The organism is Streptomyces sp. NPDC021356 (assembly GCF_040641015.1).
Lineage (GTDB): Bacteria > Actinomycetota > Actinomycetes > Streptomycetales > Streptomycetaceae > Streptomyces.
This window is the reverse complement of record NZ_JBFACU010000004.1, coordinates 104,275-130,833: the sequence shown is the minus strand read 5'-3', so window position 1 is coordinate 130,833 and position 26,559 is coordinate 104,275. Positions and strand designations below refer to the sequence as shown.

Sequence of the window (26,559 nt, the reverse complement as noted above, 5' to 3'; positions counted from 1 at the left end):
TCTCCGTGCGGGCCGGGCGCGCTCGGACGACCTTGCGGGCCGGGCACCCTCGGAAAAAGGGGGGAGGGAGCGGGGGAGAAGCGGGGCGGGGCGACAAGCCATGACCAGTGGGAGCGCTCCCATAGTGCGGATGTGTCAGGGAACGGTCAAGTCCTTGACGGACCGAAAACATTCGGAACCCCTCTGACGAGCGGGGTCGAGGGAAAGTCCGCCGAAAGTCAGGAAGCCCCCTGTTCTTCACCGGCACTTGGCGCTACCTTCACTCGCACCAGTGGGAGCGGTTCCATCAGTCGGCGCGTCCGCCACGACACGCCCGGTCTGCAAGGAGTCGCTCATGCGTCACCCCCCGCGTTCAGTACTTTTAGCCGCCGCCTCGGCGGTCGCGCTCGTCATGAGCGTGGTCGTACCGGCGGTCTCGGCGCAGGGAGCCGCCCCCGCGTGCACGGTGGAGTACTCCGTCACCAACCAGTGGGACACCGGCTTCCAGGCCGCCGTGACCATCACCAACCACCAGGCGCCGCTGAGCAGTTGGCGGCTGACCTTCGATCTCCCGGACGGCAGCGGGGTCACCGGGGGCTGGAACGCGGCCTGGACGCCGTACGCGGCACCGGGGCGAAGAACGTGATCCTGGCCGGCGGGCTCGCCTACTCCGACGACCTGAGCCAGTGGCTGACCTACCGGCCCGACGACCCGGCCGGCAATCTCGTCGCCGCCTACCACGTCTACGACTTCGACACCTGCGCCGGTGAGAGCTGCTGGAACTCCACGCTCGCCCCCGTCGCGGCCCAGGTGCCGCTGGTCGCGGGGGAGATCGGCGAGAACACCTGCTCCCACGGGTTCGTCGACCGCGTCATTGAAGTGGTTCGACGACCACGGCCTGTCCTACCTCGGCTGGACCTGGAACACCTGGGACTGCTCCTCAGGACCGGCCCTGATCACCGACTGCGACGGTACGCCCACGGCGTACGGCACCGGGCTGCGCGACCACCTGCGCGCCCTCAACCCCTGACCCCCTCCCGCGCAACAGGCACCACATGCACCACATGCAAGAGGGACACCAACGCACCACAGGCACGTCAGCAGGTCTCTTCCCTTCCCACAGGAGGAATTCCCCACTCATGAGCCGCAGCAGAACAGCGATGCTCGCCGCCCTGACCCTGGTCGCCGGGGGCACGGGCCTGGCACTCACCGCCGTACCCGCAAGCGCCGGCGCCGCCGCCGCGCCCTGCACCGTCGACTACCAGGTGCAGAACCAGTGGAGCACCGGCTTCACGGCCGCCGTCACCGTCACCAACAACGGCGCCGCCAAGTCGTCCTGGTCCCTGAAGTGGTCCTACGCCGGGGACCAGAAGGTCACCAGCGGCTGGAACGCGAAGATCACCCAGAGCGGTGCCGCCGTCACCGCCGCCAACGAGAGCTACAACGGCACCCTCGCCACCGGCTCCAGCGCCGCCTTCGGCTTCCAGGGCACCTACAGCGGCACCAACGCCGTCCCGGCCACCTTCACTCTCGACGGCGTGACCTGCAACGTCGACGGCGGCGGCAGCACCGACCCGGGTGGCGGCACCACCGACCCGGGTGGCGGCACCACGGACCCGAGCGGGCGCGCCGACAACCCGTACGACGGCGCCAAGGTCTACGTGAACCCCGAGTGGTCCGCGAAGGCCGCCGCCGAACCGGGCGGCAGCCGCATCGCCAACCAGCCCACCGCCGTGTGGCTCGACCGCATCGCCACCATCGAGGGCGTCGACGGCGGCATGGGCCTGCGCGACCACCTCGACGAGGCACTGAAGCAGAAGGGCTCCGGCGAACTCGTCGTCCAGCTGGTCATCTACGACCTGCCCGGACGCGACTGCGCGGCGCTCGCCTCCAACGGCGAACTGGGTCCCACCGACATCGACCGGTACAAGTCCCAGTACATGGACCCCATCGCCGCCGTCCTGTCCGACCCGAAGTACGCGGGCCTGCGGATCGCGACCGTCATCGAGCCCGACTCACTGCCCAACCTGGTCACCAACGCCGGCGGCACCAACACCACCACCGACGCCTGCGTGACCATGAAGTCCAACGGCAACTACGAGAAGGGCGTCGGCTACGCCCTGGACAAGCTCGGCGCCATCCCGAACGTCTACAACTACATCGACGCCGCCCACCACGGCTGGCTGGGCTGGGACTCCAACCTCGGCCCGTCCGTCACGGAGTTCCAGAAGGTCGCGACGAGCAACGGCGCGAGCGTGCACGACGTGGCCGGGTTCATCGTCAACACGGCCAACTACAGCGCCACCAAGGAGCCGTACTTCAAGGTCACCGACAGCGTCGACGGGCAGACGGTGCGCCAGGCCAAGTGGGTGGACTGGAACCAGTACGTGGACGAGCAGTCGTACGCGCAGGCGCTGCGGGACAAGCTCGTCGCGGCCGGGTTCGACTCCGGCATCGGCATGCTGATCGACACCTCCCGCAACGGCTGGGGCGGCGCCGCCCGGCCGACCGGGGCCGGCCCGCTGACCTCGGTGGACGCCTACGTCAACGGCGGTCGCACCGACCGCCGCATCCACGTGGGGAACTGGTGCAACCAGAGCGGCGCGGGCCTCGGCGAGCGGCCGACCGCCGCCCCGGCCGCCGGGATCGACGCCTACGTGTGGGTGAAGCCGCCGGGGGAGTCGGACGGGTCCAGCTCCGCCATCTCCAACGACGAGGGCAAGGGCTTCGACCGGATGTGCGACCCGACGTACGGGGGCAACGCGCGCAACGGCAACAATCCCACGGGTGCGCTGCCCGACGCGCCGCTGGCCGGGCACTGGTTCTCCGCCCAGTTCCAGCAGCTGATGCAGAACGCCTACCCGCCGCTGCCATGACCTGTGGCGCGTAGGTGATCCGCCGGGGCCCGGTCCGCGGTGAAGGCGCCGACCGTCCTCCACGGTCGGCTCTCCCGGGCCGGTCCCCGGCTTCGTGCCGGGGACCGGGAAGGCAATTCCGCGCGCGATTTTTTGCCGTATCGGCAAGTGGACTGGCCCCGGCCCGGTGCGGCGGCGCACCCTGGCCGCACCGAGACGAGAGGCTGATCACCATGGCGCAGCAGCACGGGGGCCACGACGGTCCGCACCCCGACGGCCACCAGGGGCACCCGGGACCGGGCGGGCCCGACGGACACGAGGAGCACCAAGGGCACCACGGGCACCACGGGCACGCCGACCTCGACTGGGCCGTGATGGCCCCGCTGCTGGAGTCGCAGGCGGAACTCTTCGCCCCGCTGTACCGGCGGGCGATGGCCTGGCTGGCGCGGGAGGTGGCCGAACCCGGCCTGGTCGTGGACGCGGGCAGTGGTCCCGGTGTGGTCTCCTGCCTGTTCGCCGAGACCTTCCCGGGCGCCCGGGTCGTGGCGGTGGACGGCTCCGCGCCGCTGCTGGAGCGGGCCGCCGCCCGCGCCGCCCGGCTCGGCTTCGCCGACCGCTTCACCACGGTCACCGGCGAACTCCCCGGTGTCCTGTCCGACCTGGAGTACCCCGCCGACCTGCTGTGGGCCAGCAACAGCCTGCACCACCTGGGCGACCAGCGGGCCGCCCTGGCGGCGTGCGCCGAGCGGCTGGCGCCCGGCGGGACCCTCGCCCTGCTGGAGGGCGGCCTGCCCGCCCGTTACCTGCCCCGGCACATCGGCATCGGGCGTCCCGGCCTGCAGGCCCGCCTGGACGCGGTCGAGGCCGAGTGGTTCAGCCGGATGCGCGAGGACCTGACGGACTCCGTCGCCGAGACCGAGGACTGGCCCGCGCTCCTCGCCTCGGCCGGGCTCAAGCACACCGGCACCCGCAGTTTCCTCCTGGACCTGCCCGCGCCGGTCTCCGAACCGGCCCGCGCCTACGTCGCCGCCACCCTCGGCCGGCTGCGGGAGGGGACGGCGGACGCCCTCGGCGCGGAGGACCGGGCCACGCTGGACCGGCTCCTCGACCCGGAGGACGAGGCGAGCGTGCACCGCAGGAAGGACGTCTTCGTGCTGAAGGCGCACACCGTGTACACGGCCGTCCGCATCGGCTGAGTCGCTCCGGCCCCGCACCCGCCGGACAGCGGGTGCGGGGCACACGACGCGGAAGGGCCTCGGCCGGTGGCCCGCCGGTTCAGACGACGTCGAACGTCGCCGGGTCCGGACCCAGCCGCCGGTCCTCGTTCAGGGCGCTGATCGCCGCGAGGTCCTCGTCGTCCAGGCTGAAGTCGAAGACCTCGATGTTCTCCTTGATCCGGGACGGCGTGACCGACTTCGGGATGACGATGTTGCCGAGCTGCACGTGCCAGCGCAGCACCACCTGGGCGGGGGTGCGGCCGTGCTTCCGGGCGATCGCCACGATCGCCGGGACCTCCAGCAGGCCCTTGCCCTGGCCGAGCGGCGACCACGCCTCGGTCGCGATGCCCTGCTCCGCGTGGAACTCGCGGGCGGCGTGCTGCTGGAGGTGCGGGTGCAGTTCGATCTGGTTGACCGCCGGGACCACCGAGGTCTCGGAGATCAGCTGCCGCAGGTGCTCCGGCAGGAAGTTCGAGGTGCCGATGGCCCGGACCCGGCCGTCGGCGAGGAGCTTCTCGAACGCCTTGTACGTGTCCACGTACGCGCCCCGGGCCGGCAGCGGCCAGTGGATCAGGTACAGGTCGACGTACTCCAGGCCGAGCTTGGCCAGGGACGCGTCGAACGCGCGCAGAGTGCTGTCGTAACCGTGTTCGGCGTTCCAGAGCTTGGTGGTGACGAAGACGTCCTCGCGGGGGAGAGCGGCGGCGGCGATGGCCTTGCCGGTGCCCTCTTCATTGCCGTAGATCGCCGCTGTGTCGATGCTGCGGTACCCGGCCTCCAGGGCGGTGGTGACCGCGCGCTCGGCCTCGTCGTCCGGCACCTGCCAGACGCCGAAGCCCAGCTGGGGCATCTCGACGCCGTTGTTGAGGATGATCGGGGGGACCTGGCTGCTCACGGGCTGTTGATCCTTCGGTTGTCGTCGAAGTGGTACTCATATGCTCAACGATCACGAGCGGTGACGCATTCCTGACCGCCCGATCCGGCCGGTCCGCCCGATCCGGCCGGCCGGTCGGCTCACGCCCGGTACAGCGCCTCCACCTCGTCGGGGTACGCGTTCTCGATGGCCCTGCGCTTCAGCTTCAGCGACGGCGTGAGCAGGCCGTGCTCCTCGGTGAAGGGCTGCGCGAGGATGCGGAAGGTCCGGATCGACTCCGCCTGGGACACCAGCGTGTTCGCGGCGACCACCGCGCGCCGCACCTCGGTCTCCAGGTCGGGGTCGCGCACCAGCTGGGCCGGGGCCGGCTTCGGCTTGTTCCGCATCTTCAGCCAGTGCTCGACGGCCTCGTGGTCGAGGGTGATGAGGGCGGCGATGTAGGGGCGGTCGTTGCCGACGACGATGCACTGGGAGACCAGTGGATGGTCGCGCACCCGCTCCTCCAGCACGCCCGGCGCCACGCTCTTGCCGCCGGAGGTCACCAGGATCTCCTTCTTGCGGCCGGTGATGGTGAGGTAGCCGTCCTCGTCGAGCGCGCCGAGGTCACCGGTGGCCAGCCAGCCGTCGTGCAGCGTCTCGTCGGTGGCCTTCGGGTTGTTGAGGTAGCCCTGGAAGACGTTCCCGCCGCGCAGCCACACCTCGCCGTCGTCGGCGATGTGCACGGTGACCCCGGGGATCGGCTGCCCGACCGTGCCGTAGCGGGTGCGCTCGGGCGGGTTGGCGGTGGCGGCGGCCGTGGACTCGGTCAGACCGTAGCCCTCGTAGACCTGCACGCCCGCGCCCGCGAAGAACAGGCCGAGCCGCCGGTCCATGCCCGAGCCGCCGGACATCGCGTTGCGGATCCGGCCGCCCATGGCCGCCCGCACCTTGGAGTACACCAGCTTGTCGAACAGCTGGTGCTGCATGCGCAGGGCGGCCGACGGGCCGGGACCCAGGCCCCACGCCTTGGCCTCGACGGCGTCCGCGTACCTCACGGCCACGTCCACGGCCTTCTCGAAGGGACCGTCCCGGCCCTCCCGTTCGGCCTTGCGCCGGGCCGCGCCGAACACCTTCTCGAAGATGTACGGCACCGCGAGGATGAACGTCGGCCGGAACGCCTGGAGGTCCGGCAGCAGCGCGGCGGCGTGCAGCTGCGGCTGGTGGCCGAAGCGGACCCGGCCGCGGATCGCCGCCACCTCCACCATGCGGCCGAAGACGTGTGCGAGCGGCAGGAACAGCAGCGTCGCGGCCTCGTCGCCCCTGCGGGAGTGGAACACCGGCTCCCAGCGGTCGATGACCGTGTCCGCCTCGGTCATGAAGTTCCCGTGGGTGAGGACGCAGCCCTTGGGACGGCCGGTGGTGCCGGAGGTGTAGATGACCGTGGCGACCGACTCGGGCGTCACCGCCTCGCGGTGCCGGTGCACCACCTCGTCCTCGATGTGCGCGCCCGCGTCGTACAGCTCCTGCAGGGCGCCCGAGTCGAGCTGCCACAGCCGGCCGAGGCGCGGCAGCCGGTCGATGACGGTGGCGATCGTCATCGCGTGGTCCTCGTGCTCCACGACGGCCGCCGACACCTCGGCGTCGTAGAGCATCCAGGAGCACTGCTCGGCCGAGGAGGTCGGGTAGACCGGCACCACCTGGGCGCCGATGGTCCACAGCGCGAAGTCGAAGAGGGTCCACTCGTAGCGGGTGCGGGACATGATGGCGACCCGGTCGCCGAAGCGGACGCCCTGGGCCAGCAGCCCCTTGGCGAGGGCGAGGACCTCGTCGCGGAACTCGGCGGCGGTCACATCACGCCACCTGCCCGACTCGTCCTTGCGGCCCAGCGCGACGCGCAGCGGGTCGTCCTGGGCATGCTGGAAGACGACGTCGGCCAGGCCGCCCACCGGCGGTGCCGACGTCGACGGAGGGCTGGTGAACTCGCGCAAACCCCGCTCCCGCTCTCGGTCCCGCTCGGTCCGGTTCGCCTCCGGGGCGCCGGTGACGCTCCGCACAGCGCCGTGAAAGCTACCCCACGGGAATGCGGGGCGGCAGGGGGGCCGAAAGCGAGTGGTGCTCACGTCCGCCGAGGTCAGCGCCGGAAAATGCGCTCACATGGGTAAGGGTCGGACAGAGTTTCTTACGGTTCAGTAAGTTTCGGTGCCGGTATCTCCACCGAATCTGTACGACCCCCGACGGCGCCGGCGGCCCGGCGGACCCCCGCCCGCGGAGCCCGTGGACGGTCACGCGCGGGCCCCGCGGACGGCCACCTCCGGGACCGGGACGGGGGTCCGCCGGGCCCGCGGACGGTCACCCTTGCCGGGCCGCCTCCCTCACGGCCGCGGACCGCGCGCCCGCGTTCGCGCCCGCCTCCGCGTCTGCCCGCTTTCGCGCCCGCTTTCGCGTCTGCCCGCGTTCGCGCCCGCCTCCGCGTCTGCCCGCCTCCGCGTCTGCCCGCGTTCGCGCCCGCCTCCGCGCCTGCCCGCCTTCGCGGCCGCTGCCGATCGCCGTCCACGCGGTGTCCGGGCCGGCGCCCCCGCCGGCACCGGGTCAGCGGCGGTGCAGCCGTTCGCCGCCCGTGAGGATCGCCTTGGCCAGCGCGTCGGCCGCGTGCTGGGCCGAGGGGCGGTGCCGGCCGTGGACCAGGACGAAGTCCACCCCGCCCAGCTCCGGCAGCCCGGCCCGCTCCGGAACGCGGACCAGGCCGGGCGGGATCAGCCCGAGCGAGTGCGCCATCACACCGAGGCCCGCGCGGGCGGCGGCGATCAGCCCGTTGAGGCTGCCGCTGGTGCACGCCACACGCCACGGGCGGCCCTGCCGTTCCAGGGCCTCGAAGGCGAGCGCCCGGGTGATGCCCGGCGGCGGGTAGACGATCAGGGGCACCGGCCGGTCGGGGTCCAGCCGCAGCCGTTCCGCGCCGATCCACACCAGCCGGTCCTGCCAGACCGGTTCTCCGCTCGGGTCCTGGGGCCGCCGCTTGGCCAGCACCAGGTCCAGTTTCCCGGCGGCCAGCTGCTCGTGCAGGGTGCCCGACAGCTCCACCGTCAGTTCCAGGTCGACCTCGGGATGGTCGTAGCGGAAGCCCTCCAGGATCTCCGGCAGCCGGGTCAGCACGAAGTCCTCCGACGCGCCGAACCGGAGCCTGCCGCGCACCCGCGTGCCGGTGAAGAACGCTGTCGCCTGCTCGTGCACCTCCAGGATCCGGCGGGCGAAGCCGAGCATCGCCTCACCGTCCTCGGTCAGCTCGACCGAGTGGGTGTCGCGGGTGAACAGCAGCCGGCCGGTCGCGTCCTCCAGCCGGCGCACGTGCTGGCTGACGGTCGACTGGCGCAGCCCGAGCCGCCGGGCCGCCCCGGTGAAGCTGAGCGTCTGCGAGACGGCGAGGAAGGTGCGCAGGTGAGCGGGGTCGTACACGGACCCAGGTTAACCCGCTCATCGCGGAACGTGATGACAGTCAGAGCGGTATCCCGGTTTCCCGATCGCCGTCGCGGGCGGGACGATGGAGCCGAGACGAGGGAGCGGGGACCCGTGGGCTCCCTGCCGGGGTCCGCACGGTCCCCGCCCCGCCACGCCCGAGTGACGAGCAAGTGGAGCACCGTGAAACGCCTGCGCCCGCCGAGTCGGATGCCGATCGACCCGTACATCGTGCTGCTGCTGGCCACGGTGGGCCTGGCCGCGCTCCTGCCGGCCCGTGGCGCGGCCGCCCCCGTGGCCTCCGGCGCCTCCACCGCCGCGATCGCCTTCCTGTTCTTCCTCTACGGCGCTCGGCTGTCCACCCGGGAGGCGCTGGACGGCCTCAAGCACTGGCGGCTCCACGTCACCGTCCTGGCCTGCACCTTCGTGGTCTTCCCGCTGCTCGGCCTCGCCGCCCGCGGCCTGGTCCCGGTGCTGCTGGACCAGCCGCTCTACCAGGGCCTGCTCTTCCTCACCCTCGTCCCCTCGACCATCCAGTCGTCGATCGCCTTCACCTCCATCGCCCGCGGCAACGTGCCCGCCGCGATCTGCGCGGGCTCCTTCTCCTCGCTGGTCGGGATCATCCTCACCCCGCTGCTCGCCGCGGCCCTGCTCGGCAGCGGCGGCGGCTTCTCGGCGCACTCCCTGGTCACGATCGTGCTGCAGCTGCTCGTGCCGTTCGTCGCGGGACAACTGCTGCGCCGCTGGATCGGGGGCTTCGTGGCCCGGCACAAGAAGGTGCTCGGGCTCGTCGACCGCGGCTCGATCCTGCTCGTCGTCTACACCGCGTTCAGCGAGGGCATGGTCCGGGGCATCTGGCACCAGATCAGCCCGCTGCGGCTCGGTGCCCTGCTCCTCGTGGAGGCCGTGCTGCTCGCCGTGATGCTCGCGCTGACCTGGTACGGGGCCAGGGCGCTGCGCTTCGGTCGGCAGGACCGCATCGCGATCCAGTTCGCCGGGTCGAAGAAGTCCCTCGCCTCCGGGCTGCCGATGGCGAGCGTCCTGTTCGGCGCCCACGCCTCGCTGGCCGTGCTGCCTCTGATGCTCTTCCACCAGATGCAGCTCATGGTGTGCGCGGTGATCGCCAAGCGCAGGTCGCGCGATCCGGAGGCGGGGGAGACGGAGGGGCGGGGACCTCAGGAGCGGGAGCCGGAACCGGAGGGGGCGTCGGCGCGGGAGTCGCACGCGGCAGCCACCGGGGTCGGTACGGCTTCCCGTACACGGTGACGCAGGGCCCGGCGGCCCCGCCCGGCGCCGCCGCAGGGCCGGGCAGATCCGGGCCGGGCCGGGCAGATCCGGGCGGGGCGGGTCCGGGCCGGGTGGCGGGGCCGGTCAGGGCCGCAGCACCACCTTGCCCAGGTTGCCGTGCGACTCGATCGCCTCGTGCGCCTTCGCCGCGTCCTCCAGCGCGAACTCGGCGTGCACAGCGGGCCGTACCAGCCCCTGTTCGAACAGCCGCCACAGCTCCTGCCGCCACCGCTCGTACCGCTCGGGCATCTCGCGGGCGATCCGCGCCATCTGGAAGCCGATCACCGACCGGGCACCGACGAGCAGGTCGTACGCCCGTATCGTCCCGCCGCCCGAGCTGTACGCCACCAGCCGTCCGCCCGGTGCGAGCGCGGCGACCGCCGGGGCGAGGAGGTCTCCGCCGACCGCGTCGAGGACGCAGTCGACGGGGTCGCCCCAGTCGTCGTCGCCGTAGACGATCACCTCGTCGGCCCCGAGGGAGCGGACGAAGTCCGCCTTGGCCGGGTCGGAGACGGCGCCCACGACGCGGGCCGCGCCCCGCACCCGGGCGAGCTGCACCGCGAGGTGCCCCACGCCGCCGGCCGCCGCCGTCACGAGCACCGAATCGCCCCGCTCCGGCCGGGCGGCCGCCAGGGCGCCGAGGGCGACGAGGCCGCTGCGGACCAGGGCGACCGCCTCGACGAAGGAGGCACCGGCGGGGACGGGGGAGGCCATGGCCTCGTGCAGCGGCGCGAAGTCGGCGTACCCGTGCCCGAAGCACAGCCCGGTCACCCGGTCGCCGGGCCGGAAACGGGTGACGTCCGCGCCGACGGCCGTCACCTCGCCGGCGACCTCCCCGCCCAGCGGGATCGGCTCGGCCGCCTCCGTGACCTTGCGGACGACGGGGAGCGTGACCCCGACGGCCGCACAGCGCACGAGGAGTTCGCCGGGGCCCGGCTCGGGCACGGGTGTCTCTTCGACGAACAGGGGGCCACCGGTCGACCGGTACCGCACGCGGCGCATCGCACCTCCAGGACAGGCGTTCGTTGGGAGCCCCAACGGTATCTCTCGTTCATGGGGAAGTCCAACGGTTTTGTGGCTAGGCTGCCGCCATGCGTGAAGCCGAAGCTCCCCTCGCCGAGATCCGTTCCCTGCCCAGCTGGCTCCTCGGCCGGGCCGCCGCCCGTGGAAGGGCCCTGGTCGCCGACGCGCTCGCGGCGGAGGGGCTGAAGATGTGGCACCACGTGGTGCTCTCCGCCGTCCGCGACCTCGCTCCCGTCGCCCAGGCCGACCTCGGCCGCGGGGTGGGGCTCGACCCCAAGGACCTGGTCGGCGTCCTCAACGACCTCCAGGCCGCCGGTCACGTCCTGCGCGAGCCCGACCCCACCGACCGGCGCAAGAACGCGGTCTCCCTCACCGCCGAGGGCGCCCGCCTGCTGGCGCGCTGCGAACAGGCGGCCCGCGCGGCCAACGCGACCCTGCTGGCGCCGCTGTCCGCCCAGGAACGCGACGTCTTCATGGACCTGCTGGTACGGGTGTCGGGCACGCGTGAGTGAGGGGGGCGGCGCCGGCGGGGCTGCCCGCCGGCAGTGCCGGTGCGCGGGTCAGCCCTGCCCCGCCGGGGCCCGCAGGGCGATGCGCTCCTCGCCGGCGTAGACGTTCATCGAGGTGCCCCGCAGGAACCCCACCAGGGTCAGGCCCGTTTCCGCGGCCAGGTCGACGGCCAGTGAGGACGGTGCCGAGACCGCCGCCAGCATCGGGATGCCCGCCATCACGGCCTTCTGGGCCAGCTCGAAGGAGGCCCGGCCGGACACCAGCAGGATCGTGCGGGACAGGGGCAGGGCGTCGTTCTGCAGGGCGCGGCCGACCAGCTTGTCGACCGCGTTGTGCCGGCCCACGTCCTCCCGTATGTCCAGCAGCTCACCGTCGTCGGTGAACAGGGCCGCCGCGTGCAGCCCGCCGGTACGGTCGAAGACCCGCTGGGCCGCGCGCAGCCGGTCGGGCAGGCTGGTGAGGAGGCCGGGCGTGACGCGCACCGGGGGCTCGTCGGCGATCGGCCAGCGGGCCGTCGTACGGACCGCGTCGAGACTGGCCTTGCCGCACAGGCCGCAGGAGGACGTGGTGTAGACGTTGCGTTCGAGAGTGATGTCGGGCAGGACGACGTCCGGCGCGGTCCTCACGTCCACCACGTTGTACGTGTTGATGCCGTCCGCCGTCGCCCCCGCGCAGTACACGATGTTCACCAGGTCCGACGCCGCGCCGAGCACCCCCTCGCTGACCAGGAAGCCGGCGGCCAGCGCGAAGTCGTCGCCCGGGGTGCGCATGGTGATGGCCAGCGGCCTGCCGTTGAGCCGGATCTCCAGCGGTTCCTCGGCCACCAGCGTGTCCGGGCGCGAGGAGAGGGCCCCGTCCCGGATGCGGAGCACCTTGCGTCGTTCCGTGACTCGTCCCATGTCCTGATCAGTCCCGGTTCTGTACGTGCTGTGGCCGAAACGGCCCTTGTCGCGAAGGGTGCCGCGCGCCCCCGGGCCGCCGTCCGGCGCGGTGGCCCCGACGGTCTCATTGTCCTGCACGCGACTCCTGCCAGGCACCCGGGCCCCGACAGCCCCCCGCGTGCCTGACGGAAGCCGACAAGCCCGGCCCGCGTTTCCTGTGGCATCGCCTGCCCTCCTACCCGCGGGTCACTGATGAGACTGGTCCCTCCGCAACCCACGGCAACGAGGGGGACCCTCCATGAACGGCTCGCGCATCGCCGCCGTCGGCCACTACCAGCCCGCCAAGGTGCTCACCAACGAGGACCTGGCCGCCCTGGTCGACACCAGCGACGAGTGGATCAGGAGCCGTGTGGGCATCCGCACCCGGCACGTCGCCGCGCCCGACGAGCCGGTCGACGAACTCGCCGCGCACGCCGCCGCCAAGGCGCTCGCGGCGGCCGGTCTCGCACCGGCCGACATCGACCTGGTCCTGGTCGCCACCTCCACGGCCGTGGACCGTTCCCCCAACACCGCCGCACGCGTCGCGGCCCGCCTCGGCGTCCCGCGGCCGGCCGCGATGGACGTCAACGTCGTGTGCGCCGGCTTCACCCACGCCCTGGCCACCGCCGACCACACCGTGCGGGCCGGCGCCGCGACCCGCGCCCTGGTCGTCGGCGCCGACAAGATGACCGACGTGACCGACTGGAGCGACCGGTCGACCTGCGTCCTGGTCGGCGACGGGGCGGGCGCGGCCGTGGTCGAGGCCTGCGCGCCCGGCGAGAGCGCCGGCATCGGCCCGGTGCTGTGGGGCTCGGTGCCGGAGATGGGCCACGCGGTACGGATCGAGGGCACGCCCCCGCGGTTCGCGCAGGAGGGGCAGAGCGTCTACCGGTGGGCCACCACACAGCTGCCGCCGCTGGCCCGGCAGACCTGCGAGCGGGCCGGTGTCGCGCCCGAGGACCTCGCCGCCGTCGTCCTGCACCAGGCGAACCTGCGCATCGTCGAACCCCTGGCCGGCCGGATCGGCGCGGTCAACGCCGTGGTCGCCCGCGACGTCGTGGAGTCCGGCAACACCTCGGCCGCGAGCATCCCGCTCGCCCTGTCGAAACTGGTCGAGCGGGGCGAGGTGCGGCCGGGGGACCCGGTGCTCCTGTTCGGTTTCGGCGGCAACCTCTCCTACGCCGGTCAGGTCGTGCGCTGCCCCTGAGTGACCGGGTGCCCTGATTGCCCTGTGCGGCGGGGCAACCGGCCCGTGTGGAAGGCGGGTCGGGTGCCGAGTTCCCTCTCGACGGGTCCAGCACCGTGGCCTCGTCGACGCGATCGCCGGCCACGACGGGCAGCGTGCCGCCCGCCCGGTGCGCGAGCACACCGCGTACTCCGCAGGTCGCGCCCCGAGAGCGGGCGATCCTGAGCCCCCGCGCACCCCGGCGGCGGCAGCCGCGCGCCGACTCCGTACCGCCGCCCTTTGTCCTGTGAGAGGAGAAAGTCGGCGGCAATTCGTGCACAGCTTCTTCCCAGCTTCGGCGGTCACTGCTACGTTCCCCTCGAAAGCCCGGAACGAATGGCCGAATTGAGGCGGGGAGGGGCACGTGAGACGCATGACCGCTCGACCCGCCAACACGCACCAGGCCCGGCTGCTGAGGCTGCTGCGCGACTCCGGCCCCAGCTCCCGCGCCCAACTCGGCGACCAGGTCGACCTCTCCCGGTCGAAACTGGCCGTGGAGGTGGACCGTCTCCTGGAGACGGGACTGGTCGTCGCCGACGGCCTCGCCGCCTCACGCGGCGGCCGGCGCTCCCACAACGTCCGGCTGGCGCCCACCCTGCGCTTCCTGGGCGTCGACATCGGCGCCACCTCCGTCGACGTCGCGGTCACCAACGCCGAACTGGAGGTGCTGGGCCACCTCAACCAGCCGATGGACGTGCGCGAAGGCCCGGTCGCGGTCTTCGAACAGGTCCTCGCCATGGCGGCGAAGCTCCGGGCCTCCGGGCTCGCCGAGGGGTACGACGGTGCCGGGATCGGTGTCCCGGGCCCCGTCCGCTTCCCCGAGGGCGTCCCGGTCGCGCCCCCGATCATGCCCGGCTGGGACGGTTTCCCGGTGCGCGAGGCGCTCAGCCAGGAACTCGGCTGCCCGGTCATGGTCGACAACGACGTGAACCTCATGGCGATGGGGGAGCAGCACGCGGGCGTCGCACGCTCCGTGGGCGACTTCCTCTGCGTCAAGATCGGCACCGGTATCGGCTGCGGCATCGTCGCCGGCGGCGAGGTGCACCGCGGTACGACGGGCAGCGCCGGCGACATCGGCCACATCCAGGCCGTGCCCGACGGCCGCCCCTGCGCCTGCGGCAACCGGGGCTGCCTGGAGGCCCACTTCAGCGGCGCGGCCCTCGCGCGGGACGCCCTGGAGGCGGCCGCTCAGGGCCGGTCCGCCGAACTCGCGGCGCGGCTGGCCGCGGGCGGCACCCTCACCGCCGTCGACGTCGCCGCAGCAGCGTCGGCGGGCGACGCCACCTCGCTCGACCTGATCCGGGAGGGCGGCACCCGCACGGGTCAGGTCATCGCCGGGCTCGTCTCCTTCTTCAACCCCGGTCTGGTGGTGATCGGCGGCGGGGTCACAGGCCTGGGCCACACCCTGCTCGCCGCGATCCGTACCCAGGTCTACCGCCAGTCGCTGCCCCTGGCGACCGGCAACCTCCCCATCGTCCTGGGGGAGTTGGGGCCGACCGCCGGAATCATCGGCGCGGCCCGCCTCATCAGCGACCACCTGTTCTCACCCGCGTAGGCCCGGCCGTACCGGCGCAACACCCCGGCATACCGACCCCGGCGCAACACCCCGGCATACCGACCCCGGCGCAACACCCCGGCGTACCAGCGCGGCCGGCCGCACCACGGGCCGTGCCCACGGCACACGCACCACCAGCACAGCGCCCTGCCTCACCCTGCCTCACCCTGCCCCGCCCTGCTCCGCTCTGCCCTGCAAGCGCTCACCCCGCAACCGCCCTGCCTCGCACGCCCACATCCACGGCACGTCCGCCCCACCCGGCCAAGCCCCGCACCGCGAGCGAGCAAGCGCTTCCACAACTGCTCCCAGATCCCCCGCTTCCACCACTCCCGCCCTCCAACCGGCCCGCGCCCCGCCCGCCGAGGGGAACCCACATGGCATCGGAACCACCCCTGCTCAGCATGTCCGGCATCACCAAGTCCTTTCCCGGAGTCCGGGCCCTCGACGGCGTCGACCTCGACGTCAGGGCCGGTGAAGTGCACTGCCTGCTCGGCCAGAACGGAGCCGGCAAGTCCACCCTCATCAAGGTGCTGGCCGGCGCCCACCAGCCCGACACCGGAACCATCCGCTGGCACGGCGAGCCGGTCGTCCTGCGCTCGCCGATCGCCGCCATGCGCCTCGGTATCGCCACCATCTACCAGGAACTCGACCTGGTGGAGCACCTGTCCGTCGCCGAGAACGTCCACCTCGGCCACGAGCCCACGGCGGCCGGCTTCGTCGTGCGCGGACGAGCGGCCCGCACGGCGACCGCCCGGCTGCTGGAACGGCTCGGCCACCCGGAGATCGACCCGGCGCGCCCGGTGGGGGAGTTGTCCGCCGCGCAGCAGCAGATCGTGTCCATGGCGCGGGCGCTCTCCCACGACGTACGGCTCATCGTCATGGACGAACCGTCCGCCGCGCTCGACCCGGAGGAGGTCGACAACCTCTTCCGTGTCGTCGCCGCCCTCACCGGGCAGGGCGTCGCCGTCGTCTACATCTCGCACCGGCTGGAGGAGATCCGCCGCATCGGCGACCGGGTCACCGTCCTCAAGGACGGCCGGGCGGTCGCGGGCGGGCTCGCGGCGAGGACCACACCGACCGGCGAGGTGGTCGCGCTGATGACCGGCCGTGACGTCGAGTACGTCTTCCCTCCACGGCCGGACACCGCGCCCGAGGGCGACCCGGTCCTGGAGGTGCGGGGGCTCGCCCGGGACGGTGAGTTCGCGCCGCTCGACCTGGCCGTGAGGCCGGGGGAGATCGTCGGCCTCGCCGGGCTCGTGGGGTCCGGACGCTCGGAGATCCTGGAGACGGTCTACGGCGCCCGCAGGCCCACGGCCGGCCAGGTCCTGGTCGGCGGCCGCCCGGTACGGCCGGGCAGCGTGCGCGCGGCGGTCCGCGCGGGCCTCGGACTCGCCCCCGAGGAGCGCAAGGCGCAGGCCCTGCTCATGCTGGAGTCCGTCACCCGCAACGTGTCGGTCTCCTCGCTGGCCCGCTTCTCGCGCGGCGGCTGGCTCGACCGCGGCGCCGAACGCGGCGCCGCCCACGCCGCCACCCGCGAACTGTCACTGCGGCCCGACAACCCGGCCGTGCCCGTGCGCACCCTCTCCGGCGGGAACCAGCAAAAGGCCGTCCTGGCGCGCTGGCTGCTGCGCGGCTGCCGCGTCCTGCTGCTGGACGAACCCACCCGCGGCGTCGACGTCGGCGCCCGCGCCGAACTGTACGCGGTCGTACGGCGGCTCGCCGACGAAGGCCTGGCGGTGCTGCTGGTCTCCAGCGAGGTCCCCGAGGTGCTGGGTCTGGCCGACCGGGTCCTGGTGCTGCGCGAGGGACGCGTCGTGCACACCGCGCCCGCCCGCGACCTCGACGAGCACCGCGTACTCGACCTCGTGATGGACGCACACCCCGTGGCCAGTGAAGGGAGCCCGGCGTCATGACGCAGCACGTGTCCCCGCCCCGGGGCGGCACCGACAAGCAAGCGACCGCGAGCCCTCCGCCCGCCTGGCGCGGCCTGCCGGCCCGCGCCGACGTCCGCACCCTCTCCCTCCTCGGGGTGCTGGCCGTGCTCGTCCTCATCGGCGGGCTCACCAAACCGGACGAGTTCCTCGACACCCGCAACCTCCAGCTCGTCCTCACCCAGGCCTCCGTCATCGGGGTCGTCACCGTCGGCATGACCTTCGTCATCACCTCCGGCGGCATCGACCTGTCCGTCGGCGCGATCGTCGCCCTGTCCTCGGTCTGGGCGACCACGGTCGCCACCCAGGAGTACGGCTTCGGCGGCATCCTCCTCACCGCCGTCCTGGTCGGCCTGGGCTGCGGCCTGGTCAACGGAGTGCTCGTCGCCTACGGCGGCATGGTCCCCTTCATCGCCACCCTCGCCATGCTGGCCTCCGCGCGCGGCCTGGCCCTCCAGATCACCGACGGCCGCACCCAGGTCGTCACCGTCGACGGCATCCTCAACCTCGGCGAACGCGACTCCTACGTGCTCGGCGTCCCGCCGCTGGTCCTGGTCTTCGCGGCCGTCACGGTCATCGGCTGGCTGGTGCTCAACCGGACCACCTTCGGCCGCCGCACCATCGCCGTCGGCGGCAACCCGGAAGCGGCCCGGCTGGCCGGCATCGACGTCCGCCGCCAGCGGCTCTACCTCTACCTGCTGTCCGGGCTGTGCTGCGGCATCGCCGCCTTCCTGCTGATCATCCTGTCCGGCTCGGGCCAGAACACCAACGGCAACCTCTACGAGCTGGACGCCATCGCGGCCGCGATCATCGGCGGCACGCTGCTCAGCGGCGGACGCGGCACCATCACCGGCTCGGTGCTCGGCGTGCTGATCTTCACCACGATCACCGACATCTTCGCCCTGAACAACCTGCAGAGCGACGTCCAGCAGATCGCCAAGGGAGCGATCATCGTCGCCGCCGTGCTGGTCCAGCGCCGTACCGCGAGCACGACCTGAGGAAAGGGTTCACCGCCATGTCGCCACTCACGAGCCGCAGAGGGCTGCTCTTCGGGGCCGCCGCCGTGTCCACCGGTTCCCTCCTCACCGGCTGCACCAGCAACGAGACCAAGGACGAGAAGACCGCGGGCAGCGACCGGCCGGCCGCCGACGACAAGCCGGGCAAGCACGTCACCATCGGCTTCGCCGGCCCGCAGGCCGACCACGGCTGGCTCAACGCCATCAACGACCAGGCCAGGAGCCGCGCCAGGAAGTACTCCGACGTCAGCCTGGAGAGCACCGAGGGCTCCAACGACACCGCAGCCCAGATCGGCCAGATCGAGACGCTGATCAACAAGAAGGTCGACGTGCTGGTGGTGCTGCCCGCCGACGGCAAGGCGCTCACCCAGGCCGGCCTGAAGGCCATGCGCGCCGGCATCCCCGTGGTCAACCTCGACCGCGTCTTCAACACCCCGCAGGCGTACCGCTGCTGGATCGGCGGCGACAACTACGGCATGGGGCTCAACGCCGGCCATTACATCGGCGAGAAACTCAAGGACAAGGCGGACGCCCGAGTCGTCGAACTCGCGGGCCTGGACAACCTGGAGCTGACCAAGCAGCGCAGCCAGGGCTTCGACGACGCCCTCAAGAACTACCCCAACATCAGGAAGGTGGCCCGCCAGGCCGCCGAGTTCACCGTCGAGTCCGGCCAGGCCAAGATGGCCCAACTGCTCCAGGCACAGCCGAAGTTCGACGCCCTGTGGAACCACGACGACGACCAGGGCGTGGGCGCGCTGCGCGCCATCGAGCAGGCCGGGCGCGACGACTTCCTGATGGTCGGCGGCGCGGGCGCCCTCACCGCCTTCCAGGCCATCAAGCAGGACAACGGGGTCCTCAAGGCGACCGTCCTCTACCCGCCGACCATGGCCGCCTCGGCGATCGACCTCGCCCGCGCCCTCGGCCAGGGCAAGGGCGTCGGCGGCCTCGCCGAGTACGAGATCCCGTCGTCGATCACGCTCTACTCGGCCGTCGTCGACAAGACCAACGTCGACCAGTACATGCCCACCGGCTTCCGCTGAGCCGGCCGCACTGCGCACAGCCGGCCGCCGTTCACCGGGTTCCGGCACCGCCGGTGGGCCGGGACCGACCGACCCCCCACCGTGGCACGACGACGAGGAGGACCTCCGTATGGGACAGCCGCAGCAGTCAGACGGCGCGGCACGAGCGAAGCCGCCGCTGCGCGTCGGCATGGTCGGCTACGCCTTCATGGGCGCCGCCCACTCCCAGGGCTGGCGCACCGTGGGCCGCGTCTTCGACCTGCCCAGGCACCCGGTGCTCGCCGCGATCTGCGGCCGGGACCCGGTCGCCGTGCGCGCCGCCGCCGACCGGTACGGCTGGGCCCGCGCCGAGACCGACTGGCGGGACCTGATCGCCCGCGACGACATCGACCTCGTCGACGTCTGCACCCCGGGCGACAGCCACGCCGAGATCGCGCTGGCCGCGCTGGCCGCGGGCAAGCACGTCCTGTGCGAGAAACCGCTCGCGAACACGGTCGCCGAGGCCGAGGAGATGACCCGGGCCGCCGAAGCCGCCCGCGCCCGCGGCCAGGTGGCCATGGTCGGCTTCAACTACCGGCGCGTCCCGGCCGCCGCACTGGCCCGGCGGATGGTCGCCCAGGGCAGGCTCGGCACCCTGCGCCACGTCCGGGTCACCTACCTCCAGGACTGGCTCGTCGACCCCGGCTTCCCGCTGACCTGGCGGCTGCGCAGGGAACTCGCCGGATCCGGCTCGCTCGGCGACCTGGGCGCGCACATCGTCGACCTCGGGCAGTACCTGGCGGGCGAGACCCTGGCCGGCGTGTCCGCGCTCACCGAGACCTTCGTACGGGAACGGCCGCTGCCCGTCGCCGCCGGCACCGCACCCGCCACCGCCCCCGCCACAGGGCAGGTCACCGTCGACGACGCCGCCCTGTTCACCGGCCGGTTCGGCTCCGGGGCCCTCGCCTCCTTCGAGGCCACCCGCTACGCCACCGGCCGCAAGAACGCCCTGCGCATCGAACTCAACGGCGAACGCGGCTCGCTCGCCTTCGACCTGGAACGGCTCAACGAACTGTGGTTCCACGACGGCACCGAACCCGGTGAGCACGCCGGATTCCGCCGCATCCTGGTCACCGAGCCCGGTCACCCCTACCTGGAGGCCTGGTGGCCGCCGGGCCACGGCCTCGGCTACGAGCACACCTTCGTCCACCAGGCCCGCGACCTCGTCCACGCCGTCGCCGAGGGCACCGGCGCCGAGCCGTCCTTCGCCGACGGGCTCCAGGTGCAGCGGGTGCTCGCCGCCGTGGAGGAGAGCGCCGCCAAGAACTCCGTCTACACCCCCGTAGCCGTCTGAGGAGGCCAGCGACATGCCGCGCCCGTTCACGCTCTTCACCGGCCAGTGGGCCGACCTGCCCCTGGAGGAGGTCTGCCGCCTCGCCCGCGACTTCGGCTACGACGGCCTCGAACTCGCCTGCTGGGGCGACCACTTCGAGGTCGACAAGGCCCTCACCGAGCCCGCCTACCTCGCCTCCCGGCACGACCTGCTCGACAAGTACGGCCTGAAGTGCTGGGCCGTCTCCAACCACCTGGTCGGCCAGGCCGTGTGCGACGCCATCATCGACGAACGCCACCGGGCGATCCTGCCCGACGCGGTGTGGGGCGACGGGGAACCGGAGGGCGTACGGCAGCGGGCCGCCACGCGCATGAAGGACACCGCGCGGGCCGCCGCCGCCTTCGGCGTCGACACCGTCATCGGGTTCACGGGCTCCGCGATCTGGCACCTGGTCGCCATGTTCCCGCCCGCCCCCGAGTCGATGATCGAACGCGGCTACGAGGACTTCGCCGCCCGCTGGAACCCGATCCTGGACGTCTTCGACGCCGAGGGCGTGCGGTTCGCCCACGAGGTCCACCCCAGCGAGATCGCCTACGACTACTGGACCACCCACCGCGCCCTGGACGCCGTCGGCCACCGGCCCGCCTTCGGCCTGAACTTCGACCCCTCCCACTTCGTGTGGCAGGACCTCGACCCGGTCGGCTTCCTGTGGGACTTCCGCGACCGGATCTACCACGTCGACTGCAAGGAGGCCCGCACCCGGCTCGACGGGCGCAACGGCCGGCTCGGCTCCCACCTGCCGTGGGGCGACCCGCGCCGCGGCTGGGACTTCGTGTCGGCCGGGCACGGCGCCGTCCCCTGGGAGGACGTGTTCCGGATGCTGCGCTCCATCGGGTACGCGGGACCCGTCTCCGTCGAGTGGGAGGACGCCGGCATGGACCGGCTCCAGGGCGCCCCCGAGGCCCTGACCCGCCTCAAGGCCTACGACTTCGAGCCGCCGTCCGCCTCCTTCGACGCGGCGTTCGGCAACTGACCTCTTCCCTCCTCCGGGATGACGGCGCATCCCGGCGCACGCACCCACCCGTACGACCGGCCCCATCGATGGAGGCATCCGTGCACGGGAACGACCGCACCACCCGCACCACCGGCCCCGACCGACCCGCGACCGCCGCACGCCGGCGCCCGTCCTTCCGCAAGGCGGTCGCCCTGCTCAGCGGCGCCCTGCTCGCGGGCGCGTCCCTGACCCTCGCCGCACCCCAGGCCGGCGCAGCCGTCGCCGGCGAGAAGACCGGCCAGAACACCGCGCAGGCACCCGCCGAGGACTTCCAGCAGGTCGCCCTCGCCAAGGGCGCGGCCGAGGTCGGCGAGCCCATGTCGCTCGCCGTCCTGCCCGACCGCTCCGTCCTGCACACCTCCCGCGACGGCACCCTCCGCCTCACCGACGCCGCGGGCAACACCCGCGTCGCCGGCAGGCTCGACGTGTACTCCCACGACGAGGAAGGACTGCAAGGCGTCGGCGTCGACCCGGACTTCACCGCCAACCGGTTCGTGTACCTCTACTACGCGCCGCCGCTCAGCACCCCCGCGGGCGACGCCCCCGAGACCGGCACCGCCGCCGACTTCGCACCCTTCGACGGCGTCAACCGGCTCTCCCGCTTCGTCCTGAAGACGGACGGCACCCTGGACGCGGCCAGCGAGAAGAAGATCCTCGACGTCCAGACCTCGCGCGGCATCTGCTGCCACGTCGGCGGAGACATCGACTTCGACGCGGCGGGCAACCTGTACCTGTCCACCGGCGACGACTCCAACCCGTTCCAGTCGGACGGCTTCTCGCCGCTGGACGAACGGCCGGACCGCAACCCCGCCTTCGACGCCCAGCGCTCGGCCGGCAACACCAACGACCTGCGCGGCAAGATCCTGCGCATCAAGGTCAACGCGGACGGCTCCTACGCCGTCCCGGACGGCAACCTCTTCGCGCCGGGCACGCCCAAGACCCGGCCGGAGATCTACGCGATGGGCTTCCGCAACCCGTTCCGCTTCAGCGTCGACAAGAAGACCGGCATCCTCTACGTCGGCGACTACGGCCCCGACGCGGGTGCGGCCGACCCCAAGCGCGGCCCGGCCGGCCAGGTCGAGTTCGCCCGCGTCACCGGCCCCGGCAACTTCGGCTGGCCGTACTGCACCGGCGCCAACGACGCCTACGTCGATTACGACTTCGCGACCAAGGCGTCCGGCGCGAGCTTCGACTGCGCCGCACCGAAGAACACCTCCCCGCACAACACCGGCCTGACCGACCTGCCCCCGGCCCAGCCCGCCTGGATCCCGTACGACGGCCCGTCCGTACCCGAGTTCGGCGACGGCTCCGAATCCCCGATGGGCGGCCCGGTCTACCACTACGACCCCGCCCTCGACTCGCCCGTCAAGTTCCCCGAGGCCTACGACGGGAACTTCTTCGCCGGTGAGTTCGGGCGACGCTGGATCAAGCGGATCGCCAGCGACGACAACGGCACCGTGCAGTCCATCAACCCCGTCCCCTGGACCGGCACCCAGGTGATGGACATGGCCTTCGGCCCCGACGGCGCGCTGTACGTCCTCGACTACGGCACCTCCTGGTTCGGCGGGGACGACAACTCCGGCCTGTACCGCATCGAGAACGCCACCGACGGCCACTCCCCGGTCGCCCAGGCAGCCGCCGACCGCACCTCCGGCCAGGCACCGATGAAGGTCGGCTTCTCCTCCGCGGGCAGCAGTGACCAGGACGGCGACGCGCTCACCTACAGCTGGGACTTCGGCGACGGCGCCACCGCCACGACGGCGAACCCCACGCACAAGTACAAGAAGAACGGCACCTACACCGCCACCCTGACCGCCAAGGACACCTCCGGGCGCACCGGCAGCGCGAGCGTGCAGGTCGTCGTCGGCAACACCGCGCCCGAGGTGACACTGCAACTCCCCGAGGACGGCCAGCTGTTCAGCTTCGGTGACGCCGTCCCCTTCAAGGTGAAGGTCACCGACCCCGAGGACGGCAAGGCCGTCGACTGCTCCAAGGTCACCGTCACCTTCGTCCTCGGCCACGACACCCACGGCCACCCGCTGACCTCCGCGCAGGGCTGCTCCGGCACCATCCAGACCAGCGCCGACGGCGGCCACGACGAGAACGCCAACATCTTCGGCGTGTTCGACGCCCAGTACACCGACAACGGAGGCGGCGGCCAGGCCCCGCTGACCACCCACGACCGCAACGTCACCCAGCCCCGCCACCGGCAGGCCGAGCACTTCAGCGACTCCTCCGGCGTCTCCGTCGTCGCCAAGACGAGCGCCCACGGCGGCAAGACGGTCGGCGACATCGACAACGGCGACTGGATCTCCTTCACGCCCTACGTCCTGAGCAACGCCCAGAAGATCACCGCACGGATCTCCTCCGGCGGCGCCGGCGGCACCCTGGAGGTCAGGGCCGGCTCCCCGAAGGGCACCCTTCTCGGCAAGGCCACCGTGCCGGTGACCGGCGGCTGGGAGACCTTCCAGGACGTCAGCGCCGCCCTGTCCCGCGCCCCCAGGGGCACCACCACGCTCTACCTCGTCTTCAAGGGCGGCACCGGAGCCCTCTTCGACGTGGACGACTTCGTCTTCACCACCGGCTGAGGGGAGGACACATGAAGCGCTCCACCGGCCGGCTCACCACGGCCGTCACGGGCACGGCCCTGCTGCTCGGCTCTCTTTGCGCCCCGGCCTCCGCGCACGCCCACGACGACGGCGCACGCATCCTGGTCTTCTCGAAGACCGCCGGCTTCCGGCACGACTCGATCCCCGCGGGGATCGCCGCCGTCAGGGAACTGGGCGGGCGAAGCGGCTTCGCCGTCGACGCCACCGAGGACGCACGGGCCTTCACCCCCGCCAACCTGCGCCGCTACCGGGCCGTCGTGTTCCTGTCGACGACCGGTGAGGTGCTCGACGCACGGCAGCAGAAGGCGTTCGAGCAGTACATCCACCACGGCGGCGGCTACGTCGGCATCCACGCCGCCGCCGACACCGAGTACGACTGGACGTTCTACGGCGGGCTCGTCGGCGCCTGGTTCAAGTCCCACCCGGCGATCCAGCCGGCCCGGGTGAACGTCGAGGACCGCGCCCACCCGGCGACCTCGCACCTGCCCGGGACCTGGAACCGCACCGACGAGTGGTACGACTACCGCTCCGACCCGCGCGAGAAGGTCCACGTCCTCGCCTCCCTGGACGAGTCGTCGTACACCGGCGCCACCATGAACGGCGACCACCCGATCGCCTGGTGCCAGAGTTACCAGGGCGGCCGCTCCTTCTACACCGGCGGCGGCCACACCGAGGAGTCGTACGCCGACCCGGCCTTCCGCGCCCACCTGCTCGGCGGGATACGGTACGCCACCGGCGCCGCCCAGGCCGACTGCCGCCCGGAGAACGGCTACCGTCCGCTCTTCGACGGTGCCGCCGCCTCCCTCGACGGCTGGAAACAGGCGGGCCCCGGCACCTTCCTCCTGGACGACGACGGCACCCTGTCGTCGACCGGCGGCATGGGCCTGCTCTGGTACGCGGCCTCCGGCTTCTCCTCGTACTCGCTGAAGCTGGACTGGAGGATGGCCGGCGACGACAACTCCGGTGTGTTCGTGGGCTTCCCGCCCTCGGACGACCCCTGGTCGGCGGTGGACAACGGCTACGAGATCCAGATCGACGCCACCGACGTACCCGAGAAGACCACCGGCTCGGTCTACGGCTTCCAGTCCGCCGACCTGGCCCGGCGCGACCGCGCGCTGAACCCGCCGGGGGAGTGGAACACGTACGAGATCCGCGTCGAGGGCGAACACCTGCGGGTGTTCCTCAACGGCGTCAGGATCAACGACTTCACCAACACCGATCCGGCCCGGAGCCTGACCGACGGACACATCGGCATCCAGAACCACGGCCCCGACGACCAGGTGTCCTTCCGGAACATCCGGATCAGGGAACTGCCCGCGGCCCACGCGCCGCGCGGCCACTGAACGACGGCGGGCGGGGGACGCCGGACCCCCGCCCGCCGTCACCGTCGTCCGTCCGATCTCTTCCGGTGTCCCGTGACAGGAGGCTGCCCATGTCCGCGTCCTTCCCCCACCGTCCCGTCGGCGTCTGGCTGATCGGGGCGCGCGGCTCCGTCGCGACGACCGTCGTCGCGGGCTGCGCCGCCCTCGCCGCGCGGCTGCACCCACCCACGGGCCTGCTCACCGAGACCCCGGTCTTCACCGGCACCGGCCTGCCACCCCTGTCGTCCCTGGTCTTCGGCGGCCACGACACCACGGACTGCCCCCTGCCCAAACGGGCCGAGGCACTGACCGCCGCCGGCGTCCTCCCGTACGGCGTCACCACCGCCGTGACGGCCGAACTCGCCGCCGCCGACCGGGAGATCAGAACCGGTGGACCACTGTCCGGCGACCTGCGCGACGAGGAGGAACTGACCGCCGCCTTCGCCGCCGACATCCAGGACTTCGTACGCCGCACGGGCGTGGCCCGCGCCGTCGTCGTGAACGTGGCCTCCACCGAACCCCCGCCCTCCGGCACGGCCCTGCCGCCGAGTTCCCTGTACGCGGCGGCGGCCCTGCGCGCGGGCTGTCCCTACGTCAACTTCACCCCGTCCACCGGCCTGCACCACCCCGCGCTGGCCGGGGCCGCGGAGGCGAGCGGCCTGCCGTACGCGGGCCGCGACGGCAAGACCGGCCAGACCCTGCTGCGTTCCGTGCTCGGCCCGATGTTCGCGCAGCGCGCGCTCGCCGTACGGGCCTGGTCGGGCACCAACCTGCTCGGCGGCGGCGACGGCGCCGCCCTGGCCGACCCGGCCGCCGCCGCGGCCAAGAACGCCGGCAAGGAACGCGTCCTGGCCGACACCCTAGGCCACGCCCCGCAGGGCGAGGTGCACATCGACGACGTTCCCGCGCTCGGCGACTGGAAGACCGCCTGGGACCACATCGCCTTCGACGGCTTCCTCGGCACCCGCATGGTGCTCCAGACCATCTGGCAGGGCTGCGACTCGGCGCTGGCGGCCCCCCTCGTCCTGGACCTGGCCCGCCTGACCGCCCGCGCCCACGAGGCAGGCCTGTCCGGCCCCCTGCGCGAACTCGGCTTCTACTTCAAGGACCCCCTGGGCGACGGCCCGGCGGGCCTCACGGAACAGTACGCCGACCTCGCCCGCCTGGCCGCCCGCCTGCGAACGCCGACTGGGGGAGAGGGAGAGGGAGAGCAGTGGTGAACGGGGGACGGGGCGCGGGGAGTGGTCCGGCGGGGCGGACGGGATCGGCGGCCGGCACCGGATCGGCGGGGGATACGGACCCGGCGGGCCGGGGGGTCCCGGCTGCCCCGGCGGGCCCAGCGGGGCAGCCGGGTCCAGCGGGCGCCGCGGACCGGTCTGA

General features: G+C 72.7%; 22 protein-coding genes. 16 read left to right on the top strand and 6 right to left on the bottom strand.

Features of this window, described 5'->3' with window-relative positions; genetic code table 11:
• Window positions 1-391 precede the first annotated feature (391 nt).
• On the top strand, window positions 392-625 hold the full coding sequence (locus AB0G56_RS06450) for a cellulose binding domain-containing protein (RefSeq protein ID WP_360964562.1): 234 nt from the start codon (window positions 392-394) through the stop codon (window positions 623-625).
• A gap of 97 nt (window positions 626-722) precedes the next feature.
• Here AB0G56_RS06450 and AB0G56_RS06445 read toward each other — a convergent pair whose 3' ends face one another.
• Window positions 723-854 carry a hypothetical protein gene (locus AB0G56_RS06445; RefSeq protein ID WP_360964559.1) on the bottom strand — a complete coding sequence of 44 codons (132 nt, stop codon included), beginning with the start codon at window positions 852-854 and terminating at the stop codon, window positions 723-725.
• Here AB0G56_RS06445 and AB0G56_RS06440 point away from each other — a divergent pair.
• The 3 genes from AB0G56_RS06440 (at window position 854) to AB0G56_RS06430 (ending at window position 4,030) form a co-directional block, all read left to right on the top strand.
• A complete protein-coding gene (locus tag AB0G56_RS06440) occupies window positions 854-1,009 on the top strand; it encodes a hypothetical protein (protein ID WP_360964556.1) in 156 nt (51 codons plus the stop codon). The genes AB0G56_RS06445 and AB0G56_RS06440 overlap by 1 nt on opposite strands.
• 109 nt (window positions 1,010-1,118) lie before the next feature.
• Window positions 1,119-2,855, top strand: a complete 1,737-nt coding sequence (locus tag AB0G56_RS06435) for a glycoside hydrolase family 6 protein (protein WP_360964553.1) — start codon at window positions 1,119-1,121, stop codon at window positions 2,853-2,855.
• A gap of 212 nt (window positions 2,856-3,067) precedes the next feature.
• Window positions 3,068-4,030 carry a methyltransferase gene (locus tag AB0G56_RS06430; protein ID WP_360964550.1) on the top strand — a complete coding sequence of 321 codons (963 nt, stop codon included), beginning with the start codon at window positions 3,068-3,070 and terminating at the stop codon, window positions 4,028-4,030.
• A gap of 79 nt (window positions 4,031-4,109) precedes the next feature.
• On the opposite strand, the gene AB0G56_RS06425 is transcribed toward AB0G56_RS06430, so the two are convergent.
• The 3 genes from AB0G56_RS06425 to AB0G56_RS06415 form a co-directional block, all read right to left on the bottom strand.
• A complete protein-coding gene (locus tag AB0G56_RS06425) occupies window positions 4,110-4,946 on the bottom strand; it encodes an aldo/keto reductase (RefSeq protein WP_360964547.1) in 837 nt (278 codons plus the stop codon).
• 119 nt (window positions 4,947-5,065) lie between these two features.
• Entirely contained in the window at window positions 5,066-6,892 is a 1,827-nt protein-coding gene (locus AB0G56_RS06420; protein ID WP_360964544.1) for an AMP-dependent synthetase/ligase, read from the bottom strand.
• Window positions 6,893-7,493: 601 nt separating this feature from the next.
• Window positions 7,494-8,357, bottom strand: coding sequence for a LysR substrate-binding domain-containing protein (locus AB0G56_RS06415; RefSeq protein ID WP_360964541.1), 864 nt, complete (start codon window positions 8,355-8,357; stop codon window positions 7,494-7,496).
• Between the two features lie 183 nt (window positions 8,358-8,540).
• Here AB0G56_RS06415 and AB0G56_RS06410 point away from each other — a divergent pair, with 183 nt between their 5' ends.
• Window positions 8,541-9,623 (top strand): bile acid:sodium symporter family protein, encoded by a 1,083-nt coding sequence (locus AB0G56_RS06410; protein ID WP_360964538.1) that lies wholly within the window; start codon window positions 8,541-8,543, stop codon window positions 9,621-9,623.
• Window positions 9,624-9,728: 105 nt separating this feature from the next.
• On the opposite strand, the gene AB0G56_RS06405 is transcribed toward AB0G56_RS06410, so the two are convergent.
• A complete protein-coding gene (locus AB0G56_RS06405) occupies window positions 9,729-10,646 on the bottom strand; it encodes a zinc-binding dehydrogenase (protein WP_360964535.1) in 918 nt (305 codons plus the stop codon).
• Between the two features lie 89 nt (window positions 10,647-10,735).
• Here AB0G56_RS06405 and AB0G56_RS06400 point away from each other — a divergent pair, with 89 nt between their 5' ends.
• A complete protein-coding gene (locus tag AB0G56_RS06400; protein WP_360964532.1) occupies window positions 10,736-11,179 on the top strand; it encodes a MarR family winged helix-turn-helix transcriptional regulator in 444 nt (147 codons plus the stop codon).
• Between the two features lie 48 nt (window positions 11,180-11,227).
• Here AB0G56_RS06400 and fdhD read toward each other — a convergent pair whose 3' ends face one another.
• Window positions 11,228-12,076 carry a formate dehydrogenase accessory sulfurtransferase FdhD gene (fdhD, locus tag AB0G56_RS06395; RefSeq protein ID WP_360964529.1) on the bottom strand — a complete coding sequence of 283 codons (849 nt, stop codon included), beginning with the start codon at window positions 12,074-12,076 and terminating at the stop codon, window positions 11,228-11,230.
• A 280-nt stretch (window positions 12,077-12,356) separates the two neighbouring features.
• Here fdhD and AB0G56_RS06390 point away from each other — a divergent pair, with 280 nt between their 5' ends.
• The 10 genes from AB0G56_RS06390 (at window position 12,357) to AB0G56_RS06345 (ending at window position 26,399) form a co-directional block, all read left to right on the top strand.
• Window positions 12,357-13,304 (top strand): beta-ketoacyl-ACP synthase III, encoded by a 948-nt coding sequence (locus tag AB0G56_RS06390; protein WP_360964526.1) that lies wholly within the window; start codon window positions 12,357-12,359, stop codon window positions 13,302-13,304.
• A gap of 391 nt (window positions 13,305-13,695) precedes the next feature.
• The gene (locus AB0G56_RS06385) at window positions 13,696-14,877 is read left to right on the top strand and encodes an ROK family transcriptional regulator (RefSeq protein ID WP_360964523.1); all 1,182 of its coding nucleotides are present in this window, start codon (window positions 13,696-13,698) and stop codon (window positions 14,875-14,877) included.
• A 374-nt stretch (window positions 14,878-15,251) separates the two neighbouring features.
• Window positions 15,252-16,790, top strand: a complete 1,539-nt coding sequence (locus AB0G56_RS06380) for a sugar ABC transporter ATP-binding protein (protein ID WP_360964520.1) — start codon at window positions 15,252-15,254, stop codon at window positions 16,788-16,790.
• Window positions 16,787-17,806: an ABC transporter permease gene (locus AB0G56_RS06375; protein WP_360964517.1), complete on the top strand. Its 1,020-nt coding sequence runs from the start codon at window positions 16,787-16,789 to the stop codon at window positions 17,804-17,806. The genes AB0G56_RS06380 and AB0G56_RS06375 overlap by 4 nt, the downstream gene beginning before the upstream one ends.
• A 17-nt stretch (window positions 17,807-17,823) precedes the next feature.
• Window positions 17,824-18,864, top strand: coding sequence for a substrate-binding domain-containing protein (locus AB0G56_RS06370; protein WP_360964515.1), 1,041 nt, complete (start codon window positions 17,824-17,826; stop codon window positions 18,862-18,864).
• 109 nt (window positions 18,865-18,973) lie between these two features.
• Window positions 18,974-20,176, top strand: a complete 1,203-nt coding sequence (locus tag AB0G56_RS06365; protein ID WP_360964512.1) for a Gfo/Idh/MocA family oxidoreductase — start codon at window positions 18,974-18,976, stop codon at window positions 20,174-20,176.
• Window positions 20,177-20,189: 13 nt separating this feature from the next.
• Window positions 20,190-21,188 (top strand): sugar phosphate isomerase/epimerase family protein, encoded by a 999-nt coding sequence (locus tag AB0G56_RS06360; protein WP_360964509.1) that lies wholly within the window; start codon window positions 20,190-20,192, stop codon window positions 21,186-21,188.
• 80 nt (window positions 21,189-21,268) lie between these two features.
• On the top strand, window positions 21,269-23,797 hold the full coding sequence (locus AB0G56_RS06355; RefSeq protein ID WP_360964506.1) for a PQQ-dependent sugar dehydrogenase: 2,529 nt from the start codon (window positions 21,269-21,271) through the stop codon (window positions 23,795-23,797).
• An 11-nt stretch (window positions 23,798-23,808) separates the two neighbouring features.
• On the top strand, window positions 23,809-25,161 hold the full coding sequence (locus tag AB0G56_RS06350) for a ThuA domain-containing protein (protein ID WP_360964503.1): 1,353 nt from the start codon (window positions 23,809-23,811) through the stop codon (window positions 25,159-25,161).
• Window positions 25,162-25,250: 89 nt separating this feature from the next.
• Window positions 25,251-26,399, top strand: a complete 1,149-nt coding sequence (locus AB0G56_RS06345) for an inositol-3-phosphate synthase (protein WP_360964500.1) — start codon at window positions 25,251-25,253, stop codon at window positions 26,397-26,399.
• Window positions 26,400-26,559: the final 160 nt, after the last annotated feature.

Coding starts and splice junctions, on each gene's coding strand:
- AB0G56_RS06450 (WP_360964562.1), top strand. CDS start 392: ATGAGCGTGGTCGTACCGGCGGTCTCGGCGCAGGGAGCCGCCCCCGCG.
- fdhD (WP_360964529.1), bottom strand. CDS start 12,076: ATGGGACGAGTCACGGAACGACGCAAGGTGCTCCGCATCCGGGACGGG.
- AB0G56_RS06375 (WP_360964517.1), top strand. CDS start 16,787: ATGACGCAGCACGTGTCCCCGCCCCGGGGCGGCACCGACAAGCAAGCG.
- AB0G56_RS06380 (WP_360964520.1), top strand. CDS start 15,252: ATGGCATCGGAACCACCCCTGCTCAGCATGTCCGGCATCACCAAGTCC.
- AB0G56_RS06360 (WP_360964509.1), top strand. CDS start 20,190: ATGCCGCGCCCGTTCACGCTCTTCACCGGCCAGTGGGCCGACCTGCCC.
- AB0G56_RS06445 (WP_360964559.1), bottom strand. CDS start 854: ATGACGCGGTCGACGAACCCGTGGGAGCAGGTGTTCTCGCCGATCTCC.
- AB0G56_RS06365 (WP_360964512.1), top strand. CDS start 18,974: ATGGGACAGCCGCAGCAGTCAGACGGCGCGGCACGAGCGAAGCCGCCG.
- AB0G56_RS06370 (WP_360964515.1), top strand. CDS start 17,824: ATGTCGCCACTCACGAGCCGCAGAGGGCTGCTCTTCGGGGCCGCCGCC.
- AB0G56_RS06390 (WP_360964526.1), top strand. CDS start 12,357: ATGAACGGCTCGCGCATCGCCGCCGTCGGCCACTACCAGCCCGCCAAG.
- AB0G56_RS06405 (WP_360964535.1), bottom strand. CDS start 10,646: ATGCGCCGCGTGCGGTACCGGTCGACCGGTGGCCCCCTGTTCGTCGAA.
- AB0G56_RS06430 (WP_360964550.1), top strand. CDS start 3,068: ATGGCGCAGCAGCACGGGGGCCACGACGGTCCGCACCCCGACGGCCAC.
- AB0G56_RS06350 (WP_360964503.1), top strand. CDS start 23,809: ATGAAGCGCTCCACCGGCCGGCTCACCACGGCCGTCACGGGCACGGCC.
- AB0G56_RS06385 (WP_360964523.1), top strand. CDS start 13,696: ATGACCGCTCGACCCGCCAACACGCACCAGGCCCGGCTGCTGAGGCTG.
- AB0G56_RS06345 (WP_360964500.1), top strand. CDS start 25,251: ATGTCCGCGTCCTTCCCCCACCGTCCCGTCGGCGTCTGGCTGATCGGG.
- AB0G56_RS06435 (WP_360964553.1), top strand. CDS start 1,119: ATGAGCCGCAGCAGAACAGCGATGCTCGCCGCCCTGACCCTGGTCGCC.
- AB0G56_RS06400 (WP_360964532.1), top strand. CDS start 10,736: ATGCGTGAAGCCGAAGCTCCCCTCGCCGAGATCCGTTCCCTGCCCAGC.